Annotated in this window: 14 protein-coding genes; 8 read left to right on the forward strand and 6 right to left on the reverse strand. The window is 61.2% G+C overall.

All coding sequences use genetic code 11. The features are described 5' to 3' along the window. Nucleotides 1–53: 53 nt before the first annotated feature. The gene (locus AC1RAC_RS09900) at nucleotides 54–956 is read right to left on the reverse strand and encodes a homocysteine S-methyltransferase family protein (RefSeq protein ID WP_034129144.1); all 903 of its coding nucleotides are present in this window, start codon (nucleotides 954–956) and stop codon (nucleotides 54–56) included. 114 nt (nucleotides 957–1,070) lie between these two features. Between AC1RAC_RS09900 and AC1RAC_RS09905 the strand changes: the two genes are divergently transcribed. From AC1RAC_RS09905 to AC1RAC_RS09925, 5 genes are all read left to right on the forward strand, one after another. After that, nucleotides 1,071–1,892 (forward strand): ABC transporter substrate-binding protein, encoded by an 822-nt coding sequence (locus AC1RAC_RS09905; protein WP_259038986.1) that lies wholly within the window; start codon nucleotides 1,071–1,073, stop codon nucleotides 1,890–1,892. Continuing rightward, entirely contained in the window at nucleotides 1,889–2,659 is a 771-nt protein-coding gene (locus tag AC1RAC_RS09910) for an amino acid ABC transporter permease (RefSeq protein ID WP_014720547.1), read from the forward strand. The genes AC1RAC_RS09905 and AC1RAC_RS09910 overlap by 4 nt, the downstream gene beginning before the upstream one ends. A gap of 155 nt (nucleotides 2,660–2,814) precedes the next feature. Beyond that, nucleotides 2,815–5,781: an autotransporter outer membrane beta-barrel domain-containing protein gene (locus AC1RAC_RS09915; RefSeq protein ID WP_314547430.1), complete on the forward strand. Its 2,967-nt coding sequence runs from the start codon at nucleotides 2,815–2,817 to the stop codon at nucleotides 5,779–5,781. Nucleotides 5,782–5,925: 144 nt separating this feature from the next. Continuing rightward, a complete protein-coding gene (locus tag AC1RAC_RS09920; RefSeq protein ID WP_232241578.1) occupies nucleotides 5,926–7,221 on the forward strand; it encodes an autotransporter outer membrane beta-barrel domain-containing protein in 1,296 nt (431 codons plus the stop codon). Between the two features lie 108 nt (nucleotides 7,222–7,329). Further along, complete coding sequence (locus AC1RAC_RS09925; protein WP_294188525.1) at nucleotides 7,330–8,490, forward strand: hypothetical protein; 1,161 nt, start codon at nucleotides 7,330–7,332, stop codon at nucleotides 8,488–8,490. Between the two features lie 74 nt (nucleotides 8,491–8,564). On the opposite strand, the gene oadA is transcribed toward AC1RAC_RS09925, so the two are convergent. Both oadA and AC1RAC_RS09935 read right to left on the reverse strand, forming a co-directional pair. Continuing rightward, the gene (gene oadA / locus AC1RAC_RS09930) at nucleotides 8,565–10,373 is read right to left on the reverse strand and encodes a sodium-extruding oxaloacetate decarboxylase subunit alpha (protein ID WP_197900103.1); all 1,809 of its coding nucleotides are present in this window, start codon (nucleotides 10,371–10,373) and stop codon (nucleotides 8,565–8,567) included. 11 nt (nucleotides 10,374–10,384) lie between these two features. Beyond that, nucleotides 10,385–11,800 (reverse strand): acetyl-CoA carboxylase biotin carboxylase subunit, encoded by a 1,416-nt coding sequence (locus AC1RAC_RS09935; protein ID WP_003195732.1) that lies wholly within the window; start codon nucleotides 11,798–11,800, stop codon nucleotides 10,385–10,387. Nucleotides 11,801–11,994: 194 nt separating this feature from the next. Between AC1RAC_RS09935 and AC1RAC_RS09940 the strand changes: the two genes are divergently transcribed. Further along, the gene (locus AC1RAC_RS09940; protein WP_034129151.1) at nucleotides 11,995–12,969 is read left to right on the forward strand and encodes a LysR family transcriptional regulator; all 975 of its coding nucleotides are present in this window, start codon (nucleotides 11,995–11,997) and stop codon (nucleotides 12,967–12,969) included. On the opposite strand, the gene AC1RAC_RS09945 is transcribed toward AC1RAC_RS09940, so the two are convergent. From AC1RAC_RS09945 to AC1RAC_RS09955, 3 genes are all read right to left on the reverse strand, one after another. Beyond that, nucleotides 12,899–13,096, reverse strand: a complete 198-nt coding sequence (locus tag AC1RAC_RS09945) for a PA3496 family putative envelope integrity protein (RefSeq protein WP_073526287.1) — start codon at nucleotides 13,094–13,096, stop codon at nucleotides 12,899–12,901. The two genes, AC1RAC_RS09940 and AC1RAC_RS09945, sit on opposite strands and share 71 nt — an antisense overlap. 262 nt (nucleotides 13,097–13,358) lie before the next feature. After that, nucleotides 13,359–14,225 carry a transcriptional regulator HexR gene (gene hexR / locus AC1RAC_RS09950; RefSeq protein WP_003177007.1) on the reverse strand — a complete coding sequence of 289 codons (867 nt, stop codon included), beginning with the start codon at nucleotides 14,223–14,225 and terminating at the stop codon, nucleotides 13,359–13,361. A 162-nt stretch (nucleotides 14,226–14,387) separates the two neighbouring features. Then, complete coding sequence (locus AC1RAC_RS09955) at nucleotides 14,388–17,261, reverse strand: putative bifunctional diguanylate cyclase/phosphodiesterase (protein WP_054896080.1); 2,874 nt, start codon at nucleotides 17,259–17,261, stop codon at nucleotides 14,388–14,390. A gap of 277 nt (nucleotides 17,262–17,538) precedes the next feature. Here AC1RAC_RS09955 and uvrD point away from each other — a divergent pair, with 277 nt between their 5' ends. Together uvrD and AC1RAC_RS09965 are read left to right on the forward strand one after the other, a co-directional pair. After that, the gene (gene uvrD, locus AC1RAC_RS09960) at nucleotides 17,539–19,722 is read left to right on the forward strand and encodes a DNA helicase II (protein ID WP_014720554.1); all 2,184 of its coding nucleotides are present in this window, start codon (nucleotides 17,539–17,541) and stop codon (nucleotides 19,720–19,722) included. A 306-nt stretch (nucleotides 19,723–20,028) separates the two neighbouring features. Further along, a complete protein-coding gene (locus AC1RAC_RS09965; protein ID WP_003195740.1) occupies nucleotides 20,029–20,895 on the forward strand; it encodes a Tim44 domain-containing protein in 867 nt (288 codons plus the stop codon). Nucleotides 20,896–20,950 lie beyond the last annotated feature (55 nt).

The raw sequence follows: 20,950 nt of genomic DNA on the forward strand, positions 1-20,950 counted from the left end.
TCGCAGGCAAGCCAGCTCCCACATTGGAGGGTGGCGACTCTCGGAACTTAGGCTCAGCCAGCCAACTTCTGGGCCAGCACCGCAATATGCTCCGGTCCGATGCCGCAGCACCCACCCAAATGGCTAGCGCCGCGCGCTTGCCAATCGGCCGCCCATTGCAAGTAGCCGGGCGGGTCGAGGTCGTCGCGCAACGGGTCCAGACCATCGTTGGCCGTGGCTTCCTTGGGTTGCGGTGGGAAAGCGTTGGCGTAGGCGCCGATCTGAATCGCTACACCCAATCGTTCGAAAGTTGCCCGCGCCGCATCAATGGCCGCGCCGATCACTTCCGGCTGGCTGCAGTTGAACAGCAATACCTGCACGCCCAGTTGCGCCGCCGCCTCGGCTGCGTCCGCCACCGGTTCGCCGGAGCGCAAGCGCGGCACCTCGTCGGTGTCTTCGTCTTTCAAGGTAAACGACAGCCAGAACGGCTTGCCATCTTTCGGCAACCCGGCATGGATCGCACGCGCTTCAGCGATTGAGCTCTGGGTTTCCGCCAGCCACAGATCGACATGCGGCGCCAGGCCGTTCACCAAGGGGGTGAGCAACTCACTGACGCGCTCGGCCTGGAACAGATCTGGGCGATAAGAGCCAAACAGCGGTGGCAGTGAGCCGGCTACCTGCACGGCTTTACCGGAGGCCTGCACCGCCCGTCGCGCCAACTCACCGGCCAGGGCGGCGAGCGCCTGCCCTTCTTGGGCAAACCGCGCTTCGCCAATGTGGAACGGCACCACCGCGTAACTGTTGCTGGTGATCACATTAGCACCACTGTCGATGTAGGCCGCGTGCACCGCCTCCACCGCTTGCGGCGCTTCGCTCAAGGCCAGTGCCGACCATTCCGGCTGACGGAACGGCGCGCCACGGCGTTGCAGTTCACGGCCCATGCCACCATCGAGAATTACTGTGCTTACTGCGCCCATATGCTTTTTACTCATATGCTTATGAAAATAACTCACTATGAGAGTCGTTCTTATAACTATTTAATGCGTACCGCTCGGTTAATAACAACCTCTTTTTTATTCAGGTGTTCGATTTTGAAATTCAGACCGCTGTTGGCCCTGGGCCTGACGATGTTGGCTGCTTCAACCCAAGCCTTTGGCGGTGCCACGCTGGATCGTGTCGAGCAGAAGAAAGAGCTGGTCGGCGTGCTGATGGAAAGCTATCCGCCGTTTTCATTTCTCAATGACCAGAATCAGCTCGACGGTTTCGACGTGGACGTGGCCAAGGCCGTGGCGCAAAAACTGGGCGTGAAGTTGCGCCTGGAAACCCCGTCCTGGGACGTGATCGCCGCCGGCCGCTGGAGCGGGCGCTACGACATCTGCATCTGTTCCATGACCCCAAGCAAGGCACGCGCCGAGGTGTTCGACTTCCCGGTGGAGTACTACGCTTCGCCCGCCGTGATCGTGGTCAATGCCAAGGACGACCGCATCCACGACGCCCGGGACCTGACCGGCAAAAAAGTCGGCCTCACCAGCGCCTCTAGCTACGAAAGCTACCTGAACAAGAACCTGGTGATCGAAGGCGCCGAAGACACGCAGTTGCAGTACCCGTTCGAGGAGGTGCAGATCGCCCCGTACGACACCGACAACGTGGCGTTCCAGGATCTGGGCCTGGGCGCTGGCGTGCGCCTGGATGCGATCCTCACCAACCTGGTCACCGCGCAGCCGCGCCTGACCCAGGACACGCGTTTCAAGCTCGCCGGTGCGCCGCTGTACTCGGAGCCCAACTCGGTGGCCATCGAGAAAGGCGACCCGCAGTGGGACAGCAAAGTGCGTGAGGTCTTCGCCCAGCTCAAGCAGGACGGCACCTTGAGCGCGCTGTCGCAAAAATGGATCGGCGCCGATATAAGCCGATGAGTTTTCGCCTACGGCTTTACCTGACCTGGGCGGCGCTGTTCGCCCTGTTTGCGAGTTTTTTCCTGAGCTTTGACCTGAAGTTCTCGATCATCCTCGACAAGCTGCCCAACCTGGTCGGCCTGCACCTTGCGCCCAACGGCTTCCTGCAAGGCGCGGCGCTGACGCTGTTCTTGTGCCTGTGCGCCATTGTCGCGTCGTCGGTGCTGGGCTTTATCACCGCGTTGGGGCGCCTGTCCAAAAGTGCCGTGGCGTTCGGCATTGCCAGTTTCTACGCCTCGTTCTTTCGCGGCACGCCGCTACTGATCCAGATCCTGTTGATCTACCTGGGCCTGCCGCAATTGGGGCTGGTGCCAGGCGCCATCGTCGCCGGGATCATCGCGTTGTCACTGAATTACGGCGCCTACCTGAGCGAGATTTTCCGCGCTGGCATCCTCGGCGTGCCCCATGGTCAACGCGAGGCAGCGCTGGCCCTGGGCATGCGCGACAGGGCGATCTTCTGGCACGTGACCCTGCCCCAGGCCATGCGCACCATCATCCCGCCGGCCACTAACCAGTTCATCTCGATGCTCAAGGATTCGTCGCTGATCTCCGTGATGGGCGTGTGGGAAGTGATGTTTCTGGCGCAGTCCTATGGCCGCTCAAGCTACCGCTATATCGAGATGCTCACGACGGCGGCGATCATTTATTGGGTGATGTCCCTGGGGCTCGAATTGATCCAGGCGCGGATGGAGCGGCATTTCGGCAAGGGCTACGTGCGGCGCGGTTGACGTGCAGAATGTGCAATATATTGCAGCGCTCAGGCTGAATAGGCTCAAGGATCTGCAATAGATTGCATATTCATTGTCGTCATCTTTTCGACACATTCCTGCAACTCCCCTCCGCTATACAGGTCGACTCGCTTGCCATAACAAGGTCGCCCAGCATGCCCCCGTCTCCTCAACGCCTCGCGCTCGCCATCACCCTGTTGGCCAGCGGTGGTTTCATCGAAGCAGCCGCAGCCAAAACCCTGCAGATCGACACGCCTACCACCCAGGGGCAAACCTTGGGGGACAGTGATACGTTGACCACGTCGGCGCCTGGCAGCATTACAACCTCTGGGGTGGCGGTGACGCTCAAGGACGGCACCCGCGGTGCGGGGGTGGTGGTGACTAACGCGGGCAAGCTGGTCTCCAGTGGCGGTCGGGGTATCGACAGTTCAGGAAGTGTCAGCGGGGAGCGCAGGTACGGCATTTACAACCTTGCCGGCGGGGTGATCCAAGGCGCCAATGATGCGTTGCGCATCAACAGTAACGTTGCCAGCGGCAGCGTGCTGATCGACAACAGCGGCACCATTCGCTCGGCCACCGGCCAAGGGCTGGACCTGGATGCGCTGCGCAGCAGCAACGTCACCACCACCATCATCAACCGTGCCGGTGGCTTGATTCGCGGGGAGGCCAGCGACGGCATGAAGACCGGCGCCAACGCCACTATCACTAACTACGGCGAGATTTCCACCGGCAACACCTTCTCCCGCGATGACAAGTTCGATGGCGTGGACATCGACTCCGCCAGCGGCGTAACGGTCACCAATTACGGCCTGATTTCCGGTGGCCGCCATGGCATCACCACGGACGAGGGCGCCACGCTGACCAACTACGGCACGGTGATCGGCCGCAACGGCTCGGGCTTTGGTTCCGATGGCGACGGCACTGTGATCAACCACGGCACCATCACCGGCGCGTTCTCCGGGCTGCAACCGGATGGCGACGGTGACGGCGTGGACATCGACAAGATCGCCCATATCGAAAACTACGGCGTCATCCAGGGTGTCGGCGCCGGGGGTGTCGACAAGAACGGCTTTGCCAACGGCAGCGACGGGATCGCCCTGGGCGGCGGCGCTATCTACAACGCCAAGGGCGCGCTGATCAGTGGTGCCAACAATGCCATCCTGGTGGACGACGGCAGCGACGGGCCCGGGCTTGCGACTACCACCCTGGAGAACCACGGCACGATTCAAGGCCTGGATGGCTTTGGTGTGAAGTTCGTCGGCAATTACGCCGACACAGTCATCAATAGCGGCACGATCAGTGCCAGCAATGGCCTGGCCCTGGACTTGGGCGGCGGTGACGACCACGTGATCTTGCGCAATGGCAGCCGCTTTATCGGCACAGTGGACGGCGGCAGCGGTTACGACCGACTGACCCTGGACGACGTCGCAGGGGGCAGTTTTGGCGACAGCCGCAACCTTGAATGGCTGGAGGTCAAGCAAGGCATCTGGACGTTGACCGGCCAGGGTGATTTCAGCGACGGCGGCGAGATTTCCAGCGGTGCCAAGCTGGTCAACCAAGGCGGCATTGCCGGTAATGTGACGGTCGATGCAGGCGGTGTGTATGCCGGCGGCGGCTCGGTGGGCAGCCTGCTGATGAACGGCACCCTGCAGACCAACACCGCATTGGGTACCGCCAGCATCAGCCGTGACTTGCGCATGGGCAGCGGCTCGACCCTCGCCTATGGCGTCAACGCCGACGGCAGTAGCGCACCGATCAAGGTCGGCGGCACCGCTTACCTTAATGGCGCGACCCTGGCGGTCAACCCCGGCGAAGGCACCTACCCGTGGCAAAGCCATTACAGCGTGCTGCAAGCCGGTAGCATCAACGGCACGTTTGGCAAGGTTACCAGCGACTACGCCTTCCTGACCCCAACCCTGGACTACAGCGCCACTCAGGTCGGCCTCACGTACACACGTAACGACATCGCCTTCAACCAGTTCGCCAGAACCGCCAACGGTGCCAGCGCCGCCAGCAGCCTGGCGGGCCTGGGCACGAACAATCCGCTGTACAACGCCCTGCTCAATACCACCACCGCCACGGCCGGTGCAGCCATCGAACAACTGGCGGGTAGCAGCACTGCGAGCCTCACCAGCGCCACCCTCAATGCCAGTGCTCAAGTGGGCAACAGCATGCTCACCGCCATGCACCAGGTGGGCGGCGGTGCGGGACTGCTGGTGGGGCTGGACGGCAAAGACACACCCGCACTGGCGGCCACCGGCGTACCCGCCGAGGTGCGCAACCTCAATGACCCGAACGCCCGCGGCCGCCTGTGGCTGCAAGGTATCGGCAGCTACGGCAAGCTCGACGGCGAGCACGGCAGTAACGGTTTGACCCAACGCACCAAGGGCACAGTGCTCGGTGCCGATTGGGCGCTGGACGGCGACTGGCGCCTGGGTGTGCTGGGGGGTTATTCCAAGACCGACCTGGACACCGCCGGTGTGGACGGCAGCGTCGACAGCTGGCACGCCGGCGTCTATGCCCTGCGCCAGAGTGGCCCACTGGCCTTGCGCCTGGGTGCTGCCTACAGCGGGCACCAAGGCGACAGTAAACGCACGGTGGCCTTCAACGGTTTTAACGACCGCCCCAAAGGCGACTATGACGCCAACAGCCAGCAGGCTTTTGCTGAACTGGGCTACGCCCTTGGCACAGGTCGCTTGAGCGCAGAGCCGTTCGCCAACCTCGGCTACCAGCGCTACCAGCGCGACGGTTATAAAGAAAAAGGAGGCGCCGCTGCGTTACACGTCAAGGGCCAGACCCAGGACAACTTCAGCAGCACCTTCGGCCTGCGCCTGGCGCACCTGAGCCAGCTGGACAACGGCGTCAGCCTCACACCCCGCGCCAGCGTTGGCTGGAAGCACACCTATGGCGATGTCGACAGCACCACCGGCCAGGCTTTCCTGGCGGGGGGCACGGCGTTCAATGTGCAAGGCAGCGCCCTGGATCGGGACAGCCTGTTGCTGGAAGCGGGCCTGGACCTGGGCTTATCCGCCCGCCATCGCCTGGGCCTGGGCTATACAGGCGAAGTGGGCGGCAACAGCCGCAACCATGCACTGACCGGCCAATGGCAGATGAGTTTTTAATCGCACCGTACTAGAGACAACTCCCGCAAATCAGGGGTCGATGGCCTGACAGTTATCCCCCCCTCACCTCGCCTAAATTCCCGGCCTCATTAATCAAGAGGTTGGGACTGCATGCCATTCACCTTACAGCGACTCGTGCTCGTCATGTCCTTCGGGCTGGCCGCCAGCAGCATTCAATTTGCCCAAGCGCAGGGAAGCGTGGAACACGTGTTCGATCGGTCCGGGATCACAGAACTGACCGGGTCAATCAATCGTGACGGCGTCTTGCATCGCCTTTCGACAGACGCCCCCGTCGATTTTTACCTGGCCGAACACACAAACACTCGCAACGGCCAGCGCCTGGCCCTGGCCGTTGACGCGGCGGTCAAATCGCTACTTGAATCAGACAAACTCACCCCCTGGGACAGGTACGAACTGGGCAATATCGGCGAATACCTCAATAACCTCGCACCGGGGAAGGTCGCTCAGGCCCTCGAACAACTCGCGGGCAGCCAGAACGCCAACCTTGCCGCAGCCACCCAAATGAGCACGCAACAGGTCAGCGACACGCTGCTCTCGGTCCTGCGCGACCTGCCAGCAAACGTCGCAGACGATGCCGATGGCCGCATCTGGGTAAAAGGCCTCAGCCACAACGGCAAACTTGACGGCCAATATGGCAGCGTCGGGTTGCAGCAAAGCACCAAGGGCGTTGTTCTGGGCGCCGACTGGGCAGTCGATCACGCTTGGCGTGCCGGTGTGGTGGGAGGCAAATCCGAAAGCGAGTTTGAGCACAAGCGTTTCAAAGCAGCGCTCGACAGCTGGCATCTGGGCGCATACGCCGTACGCCAGGACGGCCCGCTGGCTCTGCGCCTGGGTGCCATCTACAGCAACCATGACGGGCAAAACAAACGCGGTGTCGATATCGACTTCTTGGGTTATCGCGAGCAACTCAAAGGCAAATACACGGCCCAAAGCCAAACCGTGTTTGGCGAAATGGGCTACCAGCTGGGCAAGGATACGTTAAGCGTCGAGCCGTTCGCAGGCTTGGGGTACCAGCGCTACCATCGTGAAGGCTTCAAGGAAAAAGGCGGCTTTGCGGCGTTGAATGTCGGTGCGCAAACCCAGCAAAACCTCAGCAGCACCCTGGGGCTTCGCTTGGGCAGCCTTTATCGTTTTGATAACAACATGAGCCTGTCCCCGCATTTGAGCACCCACTGGAAGCACCTCTACGGCGACGTGCAAAGCAGCGTGAAGCAATCTTCCCGACTGATTGACCTGACCGGAGAAAAGAGTGATTTCACCGTCGATGGCGTCTCGCTGAACCGCGACAGCCTGGCCCTGCGCACGGGGTTGGACATAGGCCTTTCTGCTCATCAGGCACTGAGCGTCGCGTACACCGCTGAGGTCGGCAGTAACAGCCGTAACCATGGGCTGGTAGGCGAATGGAAGATGGGGTTTTAAGACAGCAACTGAGGAAACTTCACGCTCAAGCCGGTTACAACGCCTGACATTAAGCCGGTGATTGTGCTCGCTACACTCCGGCCTCCTACACCGAAGAGGCCGGAAACCATGATCTCGCCATTCTCGTATATCCCTTCCATGGGCATGCTGTTTGCCCATGGCACCCAGTCCCTCGCCGCTGCCGTCACCCCGGCCACACCAGCAGAGCCACCTGCACACCCGCCAGCGTTGTCTGGCGAGCTCAAGACTGCCCATAGCCAACCGTCCAATGGCTTGCTCAATACCCATACCATCAAACTCATGACTACCCCAGGCTCAGCGAGCAGTCACGGTATGAATATCGACCACTTGGCCAAACTGACCCAAAGCGACGCCAATCTGGCTAACCCCCACCTCATGACAGCCGTTGAAATCGTCAACAGCCCGGATGTACAGATCAAGGCGCCTGTTCATGGCTTGGTCAGCTCCGGGCTCACCTCCGTCTGGCTGGATAACCGAGGGGTCATCACCGGTGCAACAGGCACGGGTGTGAAGCTGGACGGAAATAAAGCCGATGAAGTGACCAATCAGGGCGTTATCACCGGCGGCAACGGCGTAGCCCTCGACATGGGAGGCGGTGACGATCTGTTGATTATCAAGAAAGGCAGCCGTTTCAACGGCGAAGTGGATGGGGGCAGTGGCACCAATCAGGTGATTCTCGACGACGCTGAAGGAGGGACTTTTGAAGGGGCGACAAGAATGCAGCATCTGTGGGTCGGCAAAGGCTCCTGGGAGCTGACCGGTGCACTGCACGCCAACCGACAAGGCAAGGTGTACAGCGACGCGACGTTGATCAACCGTAGTGGGATCAAGGGCACAATGGATATCGAGCCGGGCGCGAGCTATTCCGGCGGTAACGTCGACAATCTTAACGTAGCCGGCACCCTGCTGCTCGACCCCGCGATTACGGCGCGGACAAGGATCACCAACGATCTGAATCTGAAACCAGGATCGAGCGTGAATTTCAAAATCGGCGTGGATCAACAGCACTCCGTGCTGAACGTCGGCAACACATTAACGTTGGGGAACCCCACCCTGCACCTTGACGTACAGCCAGAGAGCGACGAGTTGCTCAAGCGCCAGCTACCCATCGCCAAAGCGACCACCATTGATGGGAGGTTCGGCGCCATCAGCAGTAACCTGACCACCCTGGAACCTGAATTGATCTACACCCCGAAGGGCATTTTTGTCGAATTCAAACGCAAGGAGAGCCCGGCAATCACCGCCTGATGGTCAAAAAATCAGCAAAAAAAAGGGGGCACATGCCCCCCCGAGGTTAAAGCGGTAGTTGGAAGGCTGAGTAATCAGCCTTCGATCTCGATCAGGATTTCCCCAGGGTTCACCCGGTCGCCCTTGGCCACATGAACAGCGGCGACCTTGCCGGCAATCGCTGCCTGCACTTCGGTCTCCATCTTCATGGCTTCGGTAATCAACACGGCCTGGCCGGCCTTGACCACGTCGCCGACCTTGACCAGCACATCGACGATATTGCCCGGCATCGCCGTGCTGACATGGCCCGGTTCGGTCGCGTGCTTGCGCTTGCTGCCGCCGCTGCTGACAAATTCGTTTAGCGGCTCGAACACCACTTCTTCCGGCATGCCGTCGATGGACAGGTAGAAGTGACGCTTGCCTTCGGCCTTTACACCGACACCGGTGATATCCACACGGTAGCTTTCGCCGTGCACGTCGATAACGAATTCGGTCGGTACACCTTCACCGCCAGCACGGGCCACGCCGCCCGTTTCCGGGATCGGCAACAACACTTCAGGGGCCAGGGTGCCGGCGTCGCGTTCTTCGAGGAACTTGCGCCCGATGTCCGGGAACATGGCGTAGGTCAGCACGTCTTCTTCGGACTTGGCCAATGCGCCGATTTCGCCGCGCAGCTTGGTCATTTCCGGCTTGAGCAAATCCGCCGGGCGCACGTCGATCACGTCTTCGCTGCCGATGGCCTGGCGGCGCAGTTTTTCGTTCACCGTGCCCGGCGCCTTGCCGTAACCGCCTTGCAGGTAGAGCTTCACTTCGTTGGTGATGGTTTTGTAGCGCTCGCCGGCCAATACGTTGAAGAACGCCTGGGTGCCAACGATCTGCGAGGTCGGCGTTACCAGTGGCGGGAAGCCGAGGTCTTCACGCACTCGTGGAATCTCGGCCAGCACTTCGCTCATGCGGTTCAGAGCGCCCTGCTCTTTGAGCTGGTTGGCCAGGTTGGAGATCATCCCGCCCGGCACCTGGTTGACTTGCACACGGGTGTCGACGGCGGTGAATTCGCTCTCGAACTGGTGGTACTTCTTGCGCACGGCGTAGAAGTACAGGCCGATCTCTTGCAGCAGTTCCAGGTCGAGGCCGGTGTCGAACTCGCTGCCTTTAAGGGCTGCGACCATCGACTCGGTGCCCGGATGGCTGGTGCCCCAGGCAAAGCTGGAGATGGCCGTATCGATGTGGTCGGCACCGTTTTCGATGGCCTTGAGTTGGCACATCGCGGCCAGGCCGGCGGTGTCGTGTGAATGGATAAAGATCGGCAGGTTCTGCTCGGCTTTGAGTGCCTTGACCAGTTCGCCAGTGGCGTAGGGCGTGAGCAGGCCGGCCATGTCCTTGATCGCGATGGAGTCGCAGCCCATGGCTTCCAATTGCTTGGCCTGGGCCACGAACGCTTCCACGGTATGCACTGGGCTGGTGGTGTAGGCGATAGTGCCTTGTGCATGTTTGCCAGCGGCTTTCACCGCTTCAATGGCCACGCGCAGGTTACGCACGTCGTTCATTGCATCGAAAATGCGGAACACGTCGATACCGTTGACCGCCGCCTTGGCCACGAAGGCTTTGACCACGTCGTCGCTGTAATGGCGGTAGCCCAGCAGGTTCTGGCCGCGCAGCAGCATTTGCAGGCGCGTATTGGGCAGTGCGGCACGCAGTTGGCGCAGGCGCTCCCACGGGTCCTCCTTGAGGAAGCGCACACAGGCGTCGAAGGTCGCGCCGCCCCAGACTTCCAGGGACCAGTAGCCAACTTTGTCGAGCTTGTCGCAGATCGGCAGCATGTCGTCGGTGCGCATGCGGGTGGCCAGCAACGATTGGTGGGCGTCGCGCAGGATGGTGTCGGTTACGAAGATCTTCTTGCTCATTGTTATATTCCTCACAGGCCTGCGTGGGCGGCGATGGCGGCGGCGATGGCCAGGGCCAGCTCTTCGGGTTTGCGCTTGATCGAGTAGTTGGTCAGCTCAGGGTGGCTTTCCACAAAGCTTGTATTGAACTGGCCGCTACGGAATTCCGGGTTGCGCAGGATTTCCTGATAATAGGCGGCAGTGGTCTTCACGCCTTGCAGGCGCATGTCGTCCAGGGCACGCAGGCCGCGGTCCATGGCTTCTTCCCAGGTCAACGCCCACACCACCAGTTTCAGGCACATGGAGTCATAGAACGGCGGGATGGTGTAGCCGGTGTAGATCGCCGTGTCGGTACGCACGCCGGGGCCGCCAGGGGCGTAGTAACGGGTGATCTTGCCGAAGCTTGGGAGGAAGTTGTTCTTCGGGTCTTCAGCGTTGATACGAAACTGCAACGCGAAACCACGGTGCTGGATATCTTCCTGCTTGACCGACAACGGCAGGCCGGAGGCGATGCGGATTTGCTCGCGAACGATATCGATGCCGGTGATTTCTTCGGTGATGGTGTGTTCCACCTGCACCCGCGTGTTCATCTCCATGAAGTACACCTCGCCCTCGGCGAGCAGGAACTCCACGGTGCCGGCGTTCTCGTAGCCCACGGCCTTGGCGGCGCGCACCGACAGATCGCCGATGTAGGCGCGCTGTTCCGGGGTCAGTTGCGGGCTGGGGGCGATTTCGATCAGCTTCTGGTTGCGACGCTGGATCGAGCAGTCACGCTCGAACAGGTGCACCACGTTGCCAAAGCTGTCGCCGAGGATCTGCGCCTCGATGTGCTTGGGATTGACGATGCATTTTTCCAAGAACACTTCCGCCGAACCGAAGGCCTTGGTGGCTTCGGAAATCACGCGGGGAAAGGCTTGTTCAAGTTCTTCGCGACTGTTGCAACGACGAATGCCACGGCCGCCACCACCGGAGGTGGCCTTGAGCATCACCGGGTAACCGATACGGTCGCCTTCAGTGAGGGCTTCGTGGATGTCGGCAACGTTGCCTTCGGTGCCCGGCGTGACCGGCACACCGGCCTTGATCATGCTGCGGCGCGCTTCGGTCTTGTCGCCCATGCGGCGAATCACTTCTGCCGAGGGGCCGATGAACTTGATGCCGCGCTCGGCACAGATATCTGCCAATTCGGCGTTTTCCGACAGGAAGCCGTAGCCGGGGTGCAGCGCATCGCAGCCGGTTTCCACCGCCAGGTTCACCAGCTTGCGCGGGTTCAAGTAACCGGCCAGTGGCTCGGCACCGATGCTGTGGGCTTCGTCGGCACGCTTGACGTGCAACGCATGGCGGTCGGCGTCCGAATAAACCGCGACCGAGCGAATGCCCATCTCGGCGCAGGCACGCACGATTCGTACGGCAATTTCACCACGGTTGGCGATCAGGATCTTTTTTATCACTTGGAAATTCCCTTGAGCCGATTTGCGTGCTTCGACCCGTTGCAGCCGGGCCGGCGCGTGACCAAATGTTTCATGACAGTCGCGAGACACACACTATGCGCACAGGAGAATTAACAAAAATCAATAATTATTGGGTTGTGTATAAGTAAAGACTTATAGTTGGCCGGAACACCAAGGGGCCGAGGCTTTATAAAATGCGTAAGTCATTGATGCGTATGACATTGCGTCAATTGCAGATCTTCAATGAAGTGTGTGATTTGCGTTCCTACAGCCGTGCTGCCGAGGAAATGTCCCTCACCCAACCGGCGGTCAGCCTGCAAATTCGCCAGCTGGAAGAACTGATCGGCCAACCGCTGTTCGACTATGTCGGCAAAAAACTCTACATGACCGAGGCCGCCGAAGCTTTGCAACGGGCCAGCCGCGACATCTTCGGGCGCCTGGAAAACCTCGATATGCAGCTGTCGGACATGCAGGGTTCACTGCAAGGCCAACTGAAACTGGCGGTGGAGTCCAGCGCCAAGTATTTCGTGCCGCACCTGTTCGCCGCCTTCAAGCGCCAGCATCCGGAAGTGCAATTGCAGCTCACGGTGGTCAACCGTGCCCAGGTGATCCGCCGACTCTCGGACAACCGCGACGACCTGGTGATCATGTCCATGGTGCCCCAGGACATGGGCCTGGAATTCCTGCCGTTTCTCAACAATCCGATTGTCGCCGTGGCGCTGCCAGATCATCCGTTGAGCCTGCAAGGGCCACTGCGCTTGCAGGACCTGGAGCCTTATACCCTGCTCATCCGCGAGCCGGGCTCTGGCACGCGACTGGCCTGCGAGGAATACTTCAAGGAAAAACGCGTGCACTTCACCCAGACGGTGGAAGTGGCCTCGGCCGAGGCGCAGCGTGAATGTGTGAGTGCAGGGTTGGGCGTGGCATTGCTGACGCGCCACGCCTTGAACCTGGAGCTGGCCACCGGCGGGCTCAAGGAGCTGCCGGTGGAAGAACTGCCGCTGTACCGCAGTTGGTGCCTGGTACAGGCCAAAGCTAAACGCCTGTCACCGGTGGCCCATGCGTTCCTGGGCTTTATTCGCAGCGAACGGGTGCAGATCAGCGCGCTGGCTGAGCGTTTCGCTGGGCAGCCACGGGTGCCTGCCAATGCAGTTCCGGGTAGTCACTGATGCTCTGGAGCAACTGGCGCTCCTCGCAACGGTCTTCGATGGCGCGACGGAACGCCATGCGGCGCTGGTCTTCCTGCTGACGACGGGTCTTGACGGTGCTGTTGCTGTCTTCGTAGGGCCGGGTCATTTGGAGTCTCCCAATGCGAGTACGGGGAGTACAGGATGGGCTTGGGGGATGACGGTTTGGCGGCGCGGGGATTACAGGATGATGAATCTTGCGAAATTGACGCAAACTCCCTGTGGGAGCTGGTTCGCTGTGGCGAGCAAGCTTGCTTGCGCTGGGGTGCGAAGCGCCCCCAAAAAGCCGGAGACTGCTGCGCAGTCAGCGGGAGCAAGCTCCCTCGCCACAGCAAGCCAGCTCCCACACTTTGACCGAGTATGGCCTGGGCTTAGTCGTCGAGGGCTTTGACGGATTTTGGCGAGAGGCGAAGGCTGCGCAAGCTGCGCTTCACGCTCTTGAGGTGGTTGACCAGGCTCGGGCCACGGGCCATGGCCACGCCCATCGCCAACACGTCGATGACCACCAGGTGGGCAATGCGCGAGGTCAGCGGCGTGTAGATTTCGGTGTCTTCATGCACGTCGATCGCCAGGTTCACCGTGGACAACTCCGCCAATGGCGTCTGGCTCGGGCACAGGGTAATCAACGACGCGCCGCTCTCACGCACCAGGTTGGCGGTGATCAGCAGGTCTTTGGAACGACCTGATTGGGAAATGCAGATGGCCACGTCAGTGGGCTTCAAGGTCACCGCCGACATCGCCTGCATGTGCGGGTCGCTGTAGGCCGCGGCGGTCAGCAGCAGGCGGAAGAACTTGTGCTGGGCATCGGCCGCCACCGCGCCGGACGCACCGAAGCCGTAGAACTCGACGCGCTGGGCCTGGGACATTGCGGTCACGGCCTTTTGCAGCTCCACCGGGTCGAGCTTCTCACGCACTTCCATCAAGGTGTGCAAGGTGGTGTCGAAGATTTTCAGGCTGTAGTCGGCGACGGAGTCGTCTTCATGGATTGCAAACTGGCCGAAGCTCGCACCGGCAGCCAGGCTTTGCGCCAGCTTGAGCTTGAGGTCCTGAAAGCCGGAGCAACCAATGGCGCGGCAGAAGCGCACGATGGTCGGCTCGCTGATGCCCACGCTGTGGGCCAGGTCGGCCATGGAACTGTGCATCACAGCCGCAGGGTCAAGCAGCACATGATCGGCAACCTTGAGTTCCGATTTGCGTAACAGGTGGCGCGACTGGGCGATATGTTGCAACAGGTTCAAAGGGCAGGACTCTTGTTATTGGCAGGCGCCAGGGATGTAGCAAGCTTGTAGTTATACTACAAGAATTGTCGTTTTGCCCGTTCGATGCATCACTAAATCGCCCTGCTCCCCTCTGATTCAGCGGGCAGCCGCTATGTAGCCATAAAGGCGGCCTACGCTGCGTTAAGAAAAATCTGCGTTTTTGCGTAACAAATCCGCCAGCCCTTCGGCCCTCATGGGCGGGCTGATCAGGTAACCCTGTACCTCGTCACACTGCTCACCGCGCAGGAAATCCAGCTGCTGCTGATCCTCCACTCCTTCGGCCACTACCTTGAGCGCCAACCCGTGGGCCATGGCGATGATCGCACGGGTGATGGCCGCATCCTCGCGCCCCTGGCCAAGCCCCCGGATAAAGGCCTGGTCGATTTTTACGTAGTCCACCGGGATACGCTTGAGGTAGCTGAGGGACGAATAACCGGTGCCAAAGTCGTCGATGGCCAGCTTCACCCCCAGGTCGCGCAATTGCTGGAAGGTGGCGATGATGTGTTCAACGCTGTCGAGCAACTGGCTTTCGGTCAGTTCCAGCTCCAGGTACTGCGGGTCCAGTGCGGTTTCCTCCAGCACTTGGCGCACCAGGCTGACCAGCTTGCCCTGGCGCAGCTGATGCACCGACAGGTTGACCGACACGCGAATCGGCGCCAGCCCCTGACGCTGCCATTCGCAGGCCTGCCAGCAGGCCTGGCGCAGCACAAATTCGCCCAACGGCACGATCAAGCCGGTTTCTTCCGCCAAACCGATAAAGTCACTCGGCGGCACCATGCCCCATTGCGGATGCTCCCAGCGGACCAACGCCTCGGCAGCCTTCAGCTTGCCAGTGACCAGGCACAGCTTGGGTTGGTAAAACACCGTGAGCTGACGCTCGTCGATGGCTTTGCGCAGGTGGTTTTCCAGCTGCAAACGCTCCAGGGTGCTGGCTTGCAGGCTGTCGGTGAAGAACTGGAAATTATTCCCGCCCAAATGCTTGGCGTGCTGCATCGCCATATTCGCCTGGCTGACCAGTGCAGAAATCTCCCGTGCGTTATCAGGCAGCAGGCTGACGCCCATAGAGGCGCTTACCACCAGCTCATGGCCCTCCACGTTCACCGGCACGCGCAGCTTCGCCAGCAACCGGGTCGCCACCCGCGCCAGGCTGGATAAGTTGCCATAGGCGTCAAACAGTACGGCGAACTCATCACCGGACAGGCGCGCAATGGTGTCGGCCTCCGGCAGCGCGTTGATCAAGCGCCGCGCCATTTTCTGCAGCAGTTGGTCGGCCACTTCATGGCCCAGGCTGTCATTGAGCAATTTGAAGCGGTCGAGGTTGATATGCAGCAGCGCGAGGCTGCGACCGCCTTGGCGCACCCGCTGGTGAGCTTCGCGCAGCCGTTCGCGAAACAGCGAGCGGTTGGCCAGGCCGGTCAACTCGTCGTAGTGGGTGAGGTAGCGCATGCGCTCTTCCGACTCGCGCCGGGCGGACAGATCGGCGAAGAATCCTACGATATGACTGACGTTCCCCCGTACATCACGCACCACATTCAGCTGTAGCCATTGCGGGTACAGTTCGCCGTTCTTGCGCGTCTCCACCAATTCGCCCTGCCAGGTGCCGTGGCTGAGCAATGCCTGGCGGATCAGCGGGAAGTGGCGCCGCGCATCGCGACTGCTGGGCAGTTCCACGACGTTGCGGCCAAGCATGTCGTCGATGTCGAAACCGGTGACGCGGCTGAACGCCTGGTTCACGGCGATCAGCGCGTAGTTCGGGTCGAGGATCACAATGCCTTCGCTGGCCGCCTCGAACACCGTCGAAGCCAGGCGTTGCTGCTCCTCCACCGCCTTGCCGGCGCTGATGTCGCGGCGCGTGCCCAGCATACGGACGACGCGGCCACTGGGTGTGCGCTCCACGGCGCGCCCGCGGTCTTCGATCCACACCCAATGCCCATCGCCATGACGTATCCGGTACTCCACCTGATAGTCCTCGCTGCGGCCTTTGAGATGCTCTACCAGTGCGTGCTTGAGCAGTGGCAGATCGTCGGGGTGCAGGCGCGGTTTGAGGTGGCTGAGCATCGCCGTGACGTATTCGGGCTCCAGGCCAAACAACTCCTTGAGTTGCGTGTGGTGGACCTCGTCGGTTTGCAGGTTCCAGTCCCACAGGCCCAGTTCACTGGCTTGCAGGGCCATAGCCAGGCGCGCTTCGCTTTTACTCAAGGCGAGGCTGGCAGCATCCAATTGCTGGCTGCGTTGCGCCACACGATCTTGCAGACCGACCTGGGCTTCACGCAAGTTCTGCTCCACCTCGCGGCGCTGCTCGACTTCGCGCACCAGGTCCTGGTTCAACTGCTCACTGCGTTGCTGCGCCTGCTGTAAATGCTCGATCAGGGCCTGGTTCTGGAAACGGCGCAACAACCCGCGCTGGATCAGGCGGTTGACCTGCCACGCGACCAGGCTCAGGGACGCCAGCAGGATCAGCCCGAGCACGCCCCAGCCTTGTTGCTGCGGTGTGCCATTCCAGAACAGGTAGACGATGGCCGGCACCAGGCACGGCAAGGCAAACGACAGGTAGGCCCAAAAGCTCACGGCATAGGCCACGCTGGCCGACAAGGTGGCGGCGCCAATCAGGCCAAACACCCAAGCCTGATGCATGAAGCTGTCCGTGGGCACCAGGGCAATAGCCGCAACCGAGAGGGTCAGGCCACTGACCGCCGAGCCGAGCATGAACATACGGCGCCACACGGGCTGGGCCTGCCGGCTGGGCATGGCCGAATCAAAGGCCGCCACTTGAATCACGCGCATCGCCACCAGGGCGAGCAACCAGAGCAGCCAGACGCTGTCCAGCAGGTACTGATTGGGGTTCCACAGTAACCAGGCGCAGACCAGGCCGTTGACCAGCATCAGCAGCGTCGGCAGCAACGAGCCCTGATAGAGCAGGCGCGTGCGCTCAACCGCGATTTCGGTTGCATAGTGTTTACGGATGACCTGTGCCGGGGCCGGCGAGGGGCCAAACAGGTCGGTGCTAAGGGTCATAGGCGGTGTTCTTATAATGGTGAGCCCGAAACGTCGACGGAGCATACACAAGCAAGCGCCTGGGCCAAACTGCTACAAGTCATAAAAAACCTGCTGCGATAGGCCGCAAACCTTTGGCCCAGACCGCTTGAGCAAGACACGGCATGGGCTGCGGGCGATGACCAACCGGTCATCACCCCCGTCAGAATGTTCGCCCGTCGATAGCTTGCAGGCGTTTTGCATCGACCATCCGGCATTGGGATTTGCCCAGGCCCCCCAAGGCCCATAGAATGCGTCGATGCGCGATGATCTCTCTCTTTTGCTGAACTCTCTCAACGATGCCCAACGCCAGGCCGTAGCGGCCCCCGTTGGCCGTCAGTTGGTCCTGGCCGGTGCTGGCTCCGGTAAAACCCGAGTGCTGGTGCACCGTATCGCCTGGTTGATCCAGGTCGAAAACGCGTCCCCGCATTCCATCCTGTCGGTGACCTTCACCAACAAGGCCGCTGCCGAGATGCGTCATCGCATCGAGCAGTTGATGGGCATCAGCCCGGCGGGCATGTGGGTGGGCACCTTCCACGGCCTGGCGCACCGCCTGTTGCGGGCGCATTGGCAGGAAGCCGGCCTGAGCCAGACCTTCCAGATTCTCGACAGCGACGACCAGCAACGCCTGGTCAAGCGCGTGATCCGCGAACTGGGCCTGGACGAACAACGCTGGCCGGCGCGCCAGGCACAGTGGTTTATCAACGGCCAGAAAGACGAGGGCCTGCGCCCGCAACATATCCAAGCCAGCGGCGACCTGTTCCTGGCCACCATGCGCAGCATTTATGAGGCCTATGAAGCGGCCTGCGTGCGCGCTGGCGTCATCGACTTCTCCGAACTGCTGCTGCGTGCCCTCGACCTGTGGCGCGACAACCCCGGTTTGCTGGCCCATTACCAGAAACGCTTCCGCCATATCCTGGTGGACGAGTTCCAGGACACCAACGCCGTGCAGTACGCCTGGTTGCGTCTACTGGCCAAGGGCGGTGACAGCCTGATGGTGGTGGGCGATGACGACCAGTCGATCTACGGCTGGCGTGGCGCGAAAATCGAGAACATCTACCAGTATTCCGAAGACTTCCCGGACGCGGTGACCATCCGCCTGGAGCAGAATTACCGCTCCACCGCCGGGATCCTCAAGGCGGCCAACGCCTTGATCGCCAACAACACCGGGCGCCTGGGCAAAGAGCTGTGGACCGACGGCGGCGAAGGCGAGGCGATCAACCTGTACGCGGCGTTCAATGAGCACGATGAAGCGCGCTACGTGGTCGAAACCATCGAAAGCGCACTGAAAACCGGCCTGGCCCGCAGCGATATCGCGATTCTGTACCGTTCCAACGCCCAATCGCGGGTGCTGGAAGAGGCCTTGCTGCGCGAACGCATCCCGTACCGCATCTATGGCGGCCAGCGCTTCTTCGAGCGCGCCGAAATCAAGAACGCCATGGCCTACCTGCGTTTGCTTGAAGGCCGGGGTAACGATGCAGCGCTGGAGCGGGTGATCAACATCCCGGCGCGTGGCATTGGCGAGAAAACCGTCGAAGCGATCCGCGACCATGCGCGCCATGCCGATGTGTCGATGTGGGAAGCCATGCGCTTGCTGATCGCCAACAAAGGCCTGACTGGCCGTGCGGCGGGGGCGTTGGGGGTGTTTGTCGAGCTGATCGAGAACCTGGCCGCCAAGTGCGCAGAGATGCCGCTGCACCTGATGACTCAGACCGTGATCGAGCAGTCCGGGCTGATCGCCTATCACGAAGCGGAAAAAGGCGAGAAAGGCCAGGCCCGGGTAGAAAACCTTGAGGAACTGGTCAGCGCCGCCCGCGCGTTCGAAAACACCGAGGACGACGAAGAGCTGACGCCGCTCGCCGCCTTCCTGGGCCACGCCTCGCTGGAAGCCGGCGATACCCAGGCCGACGAGCATGAAGACAGTATCCAGCTGATGACCTTGCACAGCGCCAAAGGCCTGGAATTCCCTTATGTGTTCCTGGTGGGCATGGAAGAAGGCCTGTTCCCTCACAAGATGAGCCTGGAAGAGCCCGGCCGCCTTGAAGAAGAACGCCGCCTGGCCTACGTGGGCATCACCCGGGCGATGCAGAACCTGGTGATGACCTACGCCGAGACCCGACGCCTGTACGGCAGCGAAACCTACAACAAGGTGTCGCGCTTCGTACGTGAGGTGCCGAAGGGGCTGATCCAGGAAGTACGCTTGTCCAACAGCGTCAGCCGCCCGTTCGGCGGTGGCCAGCAACAGAACTCCAGCAGCATGTTTGCCGGTTCCGAAATACCGGAAACCCCGTTCAGCCTGGGCCAGCAGGTCAAGCATGCGATCTTCGGCGAAGGCGTGATCCTCAACTTCGAAGGCGCAGGCGCCCAGGCGCGGGTGCAGGTGAACTTCGCCGAGGGCAGCAAGTGGCTGATGATGGGTTACGCCAAGCTCGAAGCGGTCTGAGCTGATCACCTGTGACCATAGATTGCTTCCGCTGGCGTGCGCAGCGCGCCCGTTTTTTGGGGCTGCTGCGCAGCCCAGCGGGAGCAATCTCTGGCCACAATAAGCCCACCATCATGAAACACTGCGTAACATGAAGATTATTGGCCCAGCCTTGTTTTAGAGGCGTGCGGGCCAATATCTGTAATTGGTCCTACAGACCCTTCGGATTTGGTCTTACGCAAAAGCCCGAAACATTATGCCGCTAGCCTCTGCCACGACACCTGTGCAACATGGCGCGCGTGCAATCCACAAATGGGAATTCCCTATATGAAACGTTTTCTTAGCATCGCCATGGCGTTGTGCATCGGCCTGACGATGAGCCTCGACGCCAACGCCAAACGCTTCGGTGGCGGCAAAAGCTCGGGCGCGGCACCGACTCACCAGACCAGCCAAATGGCTCCATCCGCCGGTGCCGGCGGTGCTGCGGCTACTGCAGGCGCAGCCGGTGCCGCTGGCGCTGCTGCCAAGGCCGGCGGTGCTTCGCGTTGGCTGGGCCCACTGGCCGGCATCGCCGCCGGTGGCCTGCTTGCGTCCATGTTCATGGGCGACGGCTTCCAGGGCATGCAGATCTTCGACATCCTGATCATGGGCGTCATCGCCTTTTTGGTCTTCCGCTTTATCGCCGCCCGTCGCCGCAAGCAGCAGGAGCACCTGGCTCCAGCCGGCGCGCCGATGCAGCGTGAAGCGTTCGAACAGAAGCCTGCCATGGGTTCGATATTCGGTGGTTCGGCAGCCCCTGCCGCCCGTCCGGTGATCAACGCACCGGCTTGGTTCAACGAAGAGCGTTTCGTCGAAGCGGCCCGCAGCCACTTCCAGTCCCTGCAACAGCACTGGGACGCCAACGAAATGGACAAGATCTCCGAGTTCGTGACCCCGCAGTTGCTGGAGTTCCTCAAGCGCGAACGTGCCGAGATCGGTGACGCCTTCCAGTCGACCTACATCGACGACCTGCGCGTACAGCTCGATGGCGTGGATGATCGTGCCGACAAGACTATCGCCACCCTGACCTTCAGCGGCGTGTCGAAGTCCTCGCGCTTCGACCAGGGCGAAGTGTTCAGCGAAAGCTGGAATATGGAACGCGCCCAGGGCGACGACCAGCCATGGCTGGTCGCCGGTATCCGCCAGAACGGCTAATACCTGCTCGTTTGAGCAAGCGGTAACAAAAACCCCGGACATGTCCGGGGTTTTC

Source organism: Pseudomonas sp. GW823-FHT02F05 (assembly GCF_058797315.1).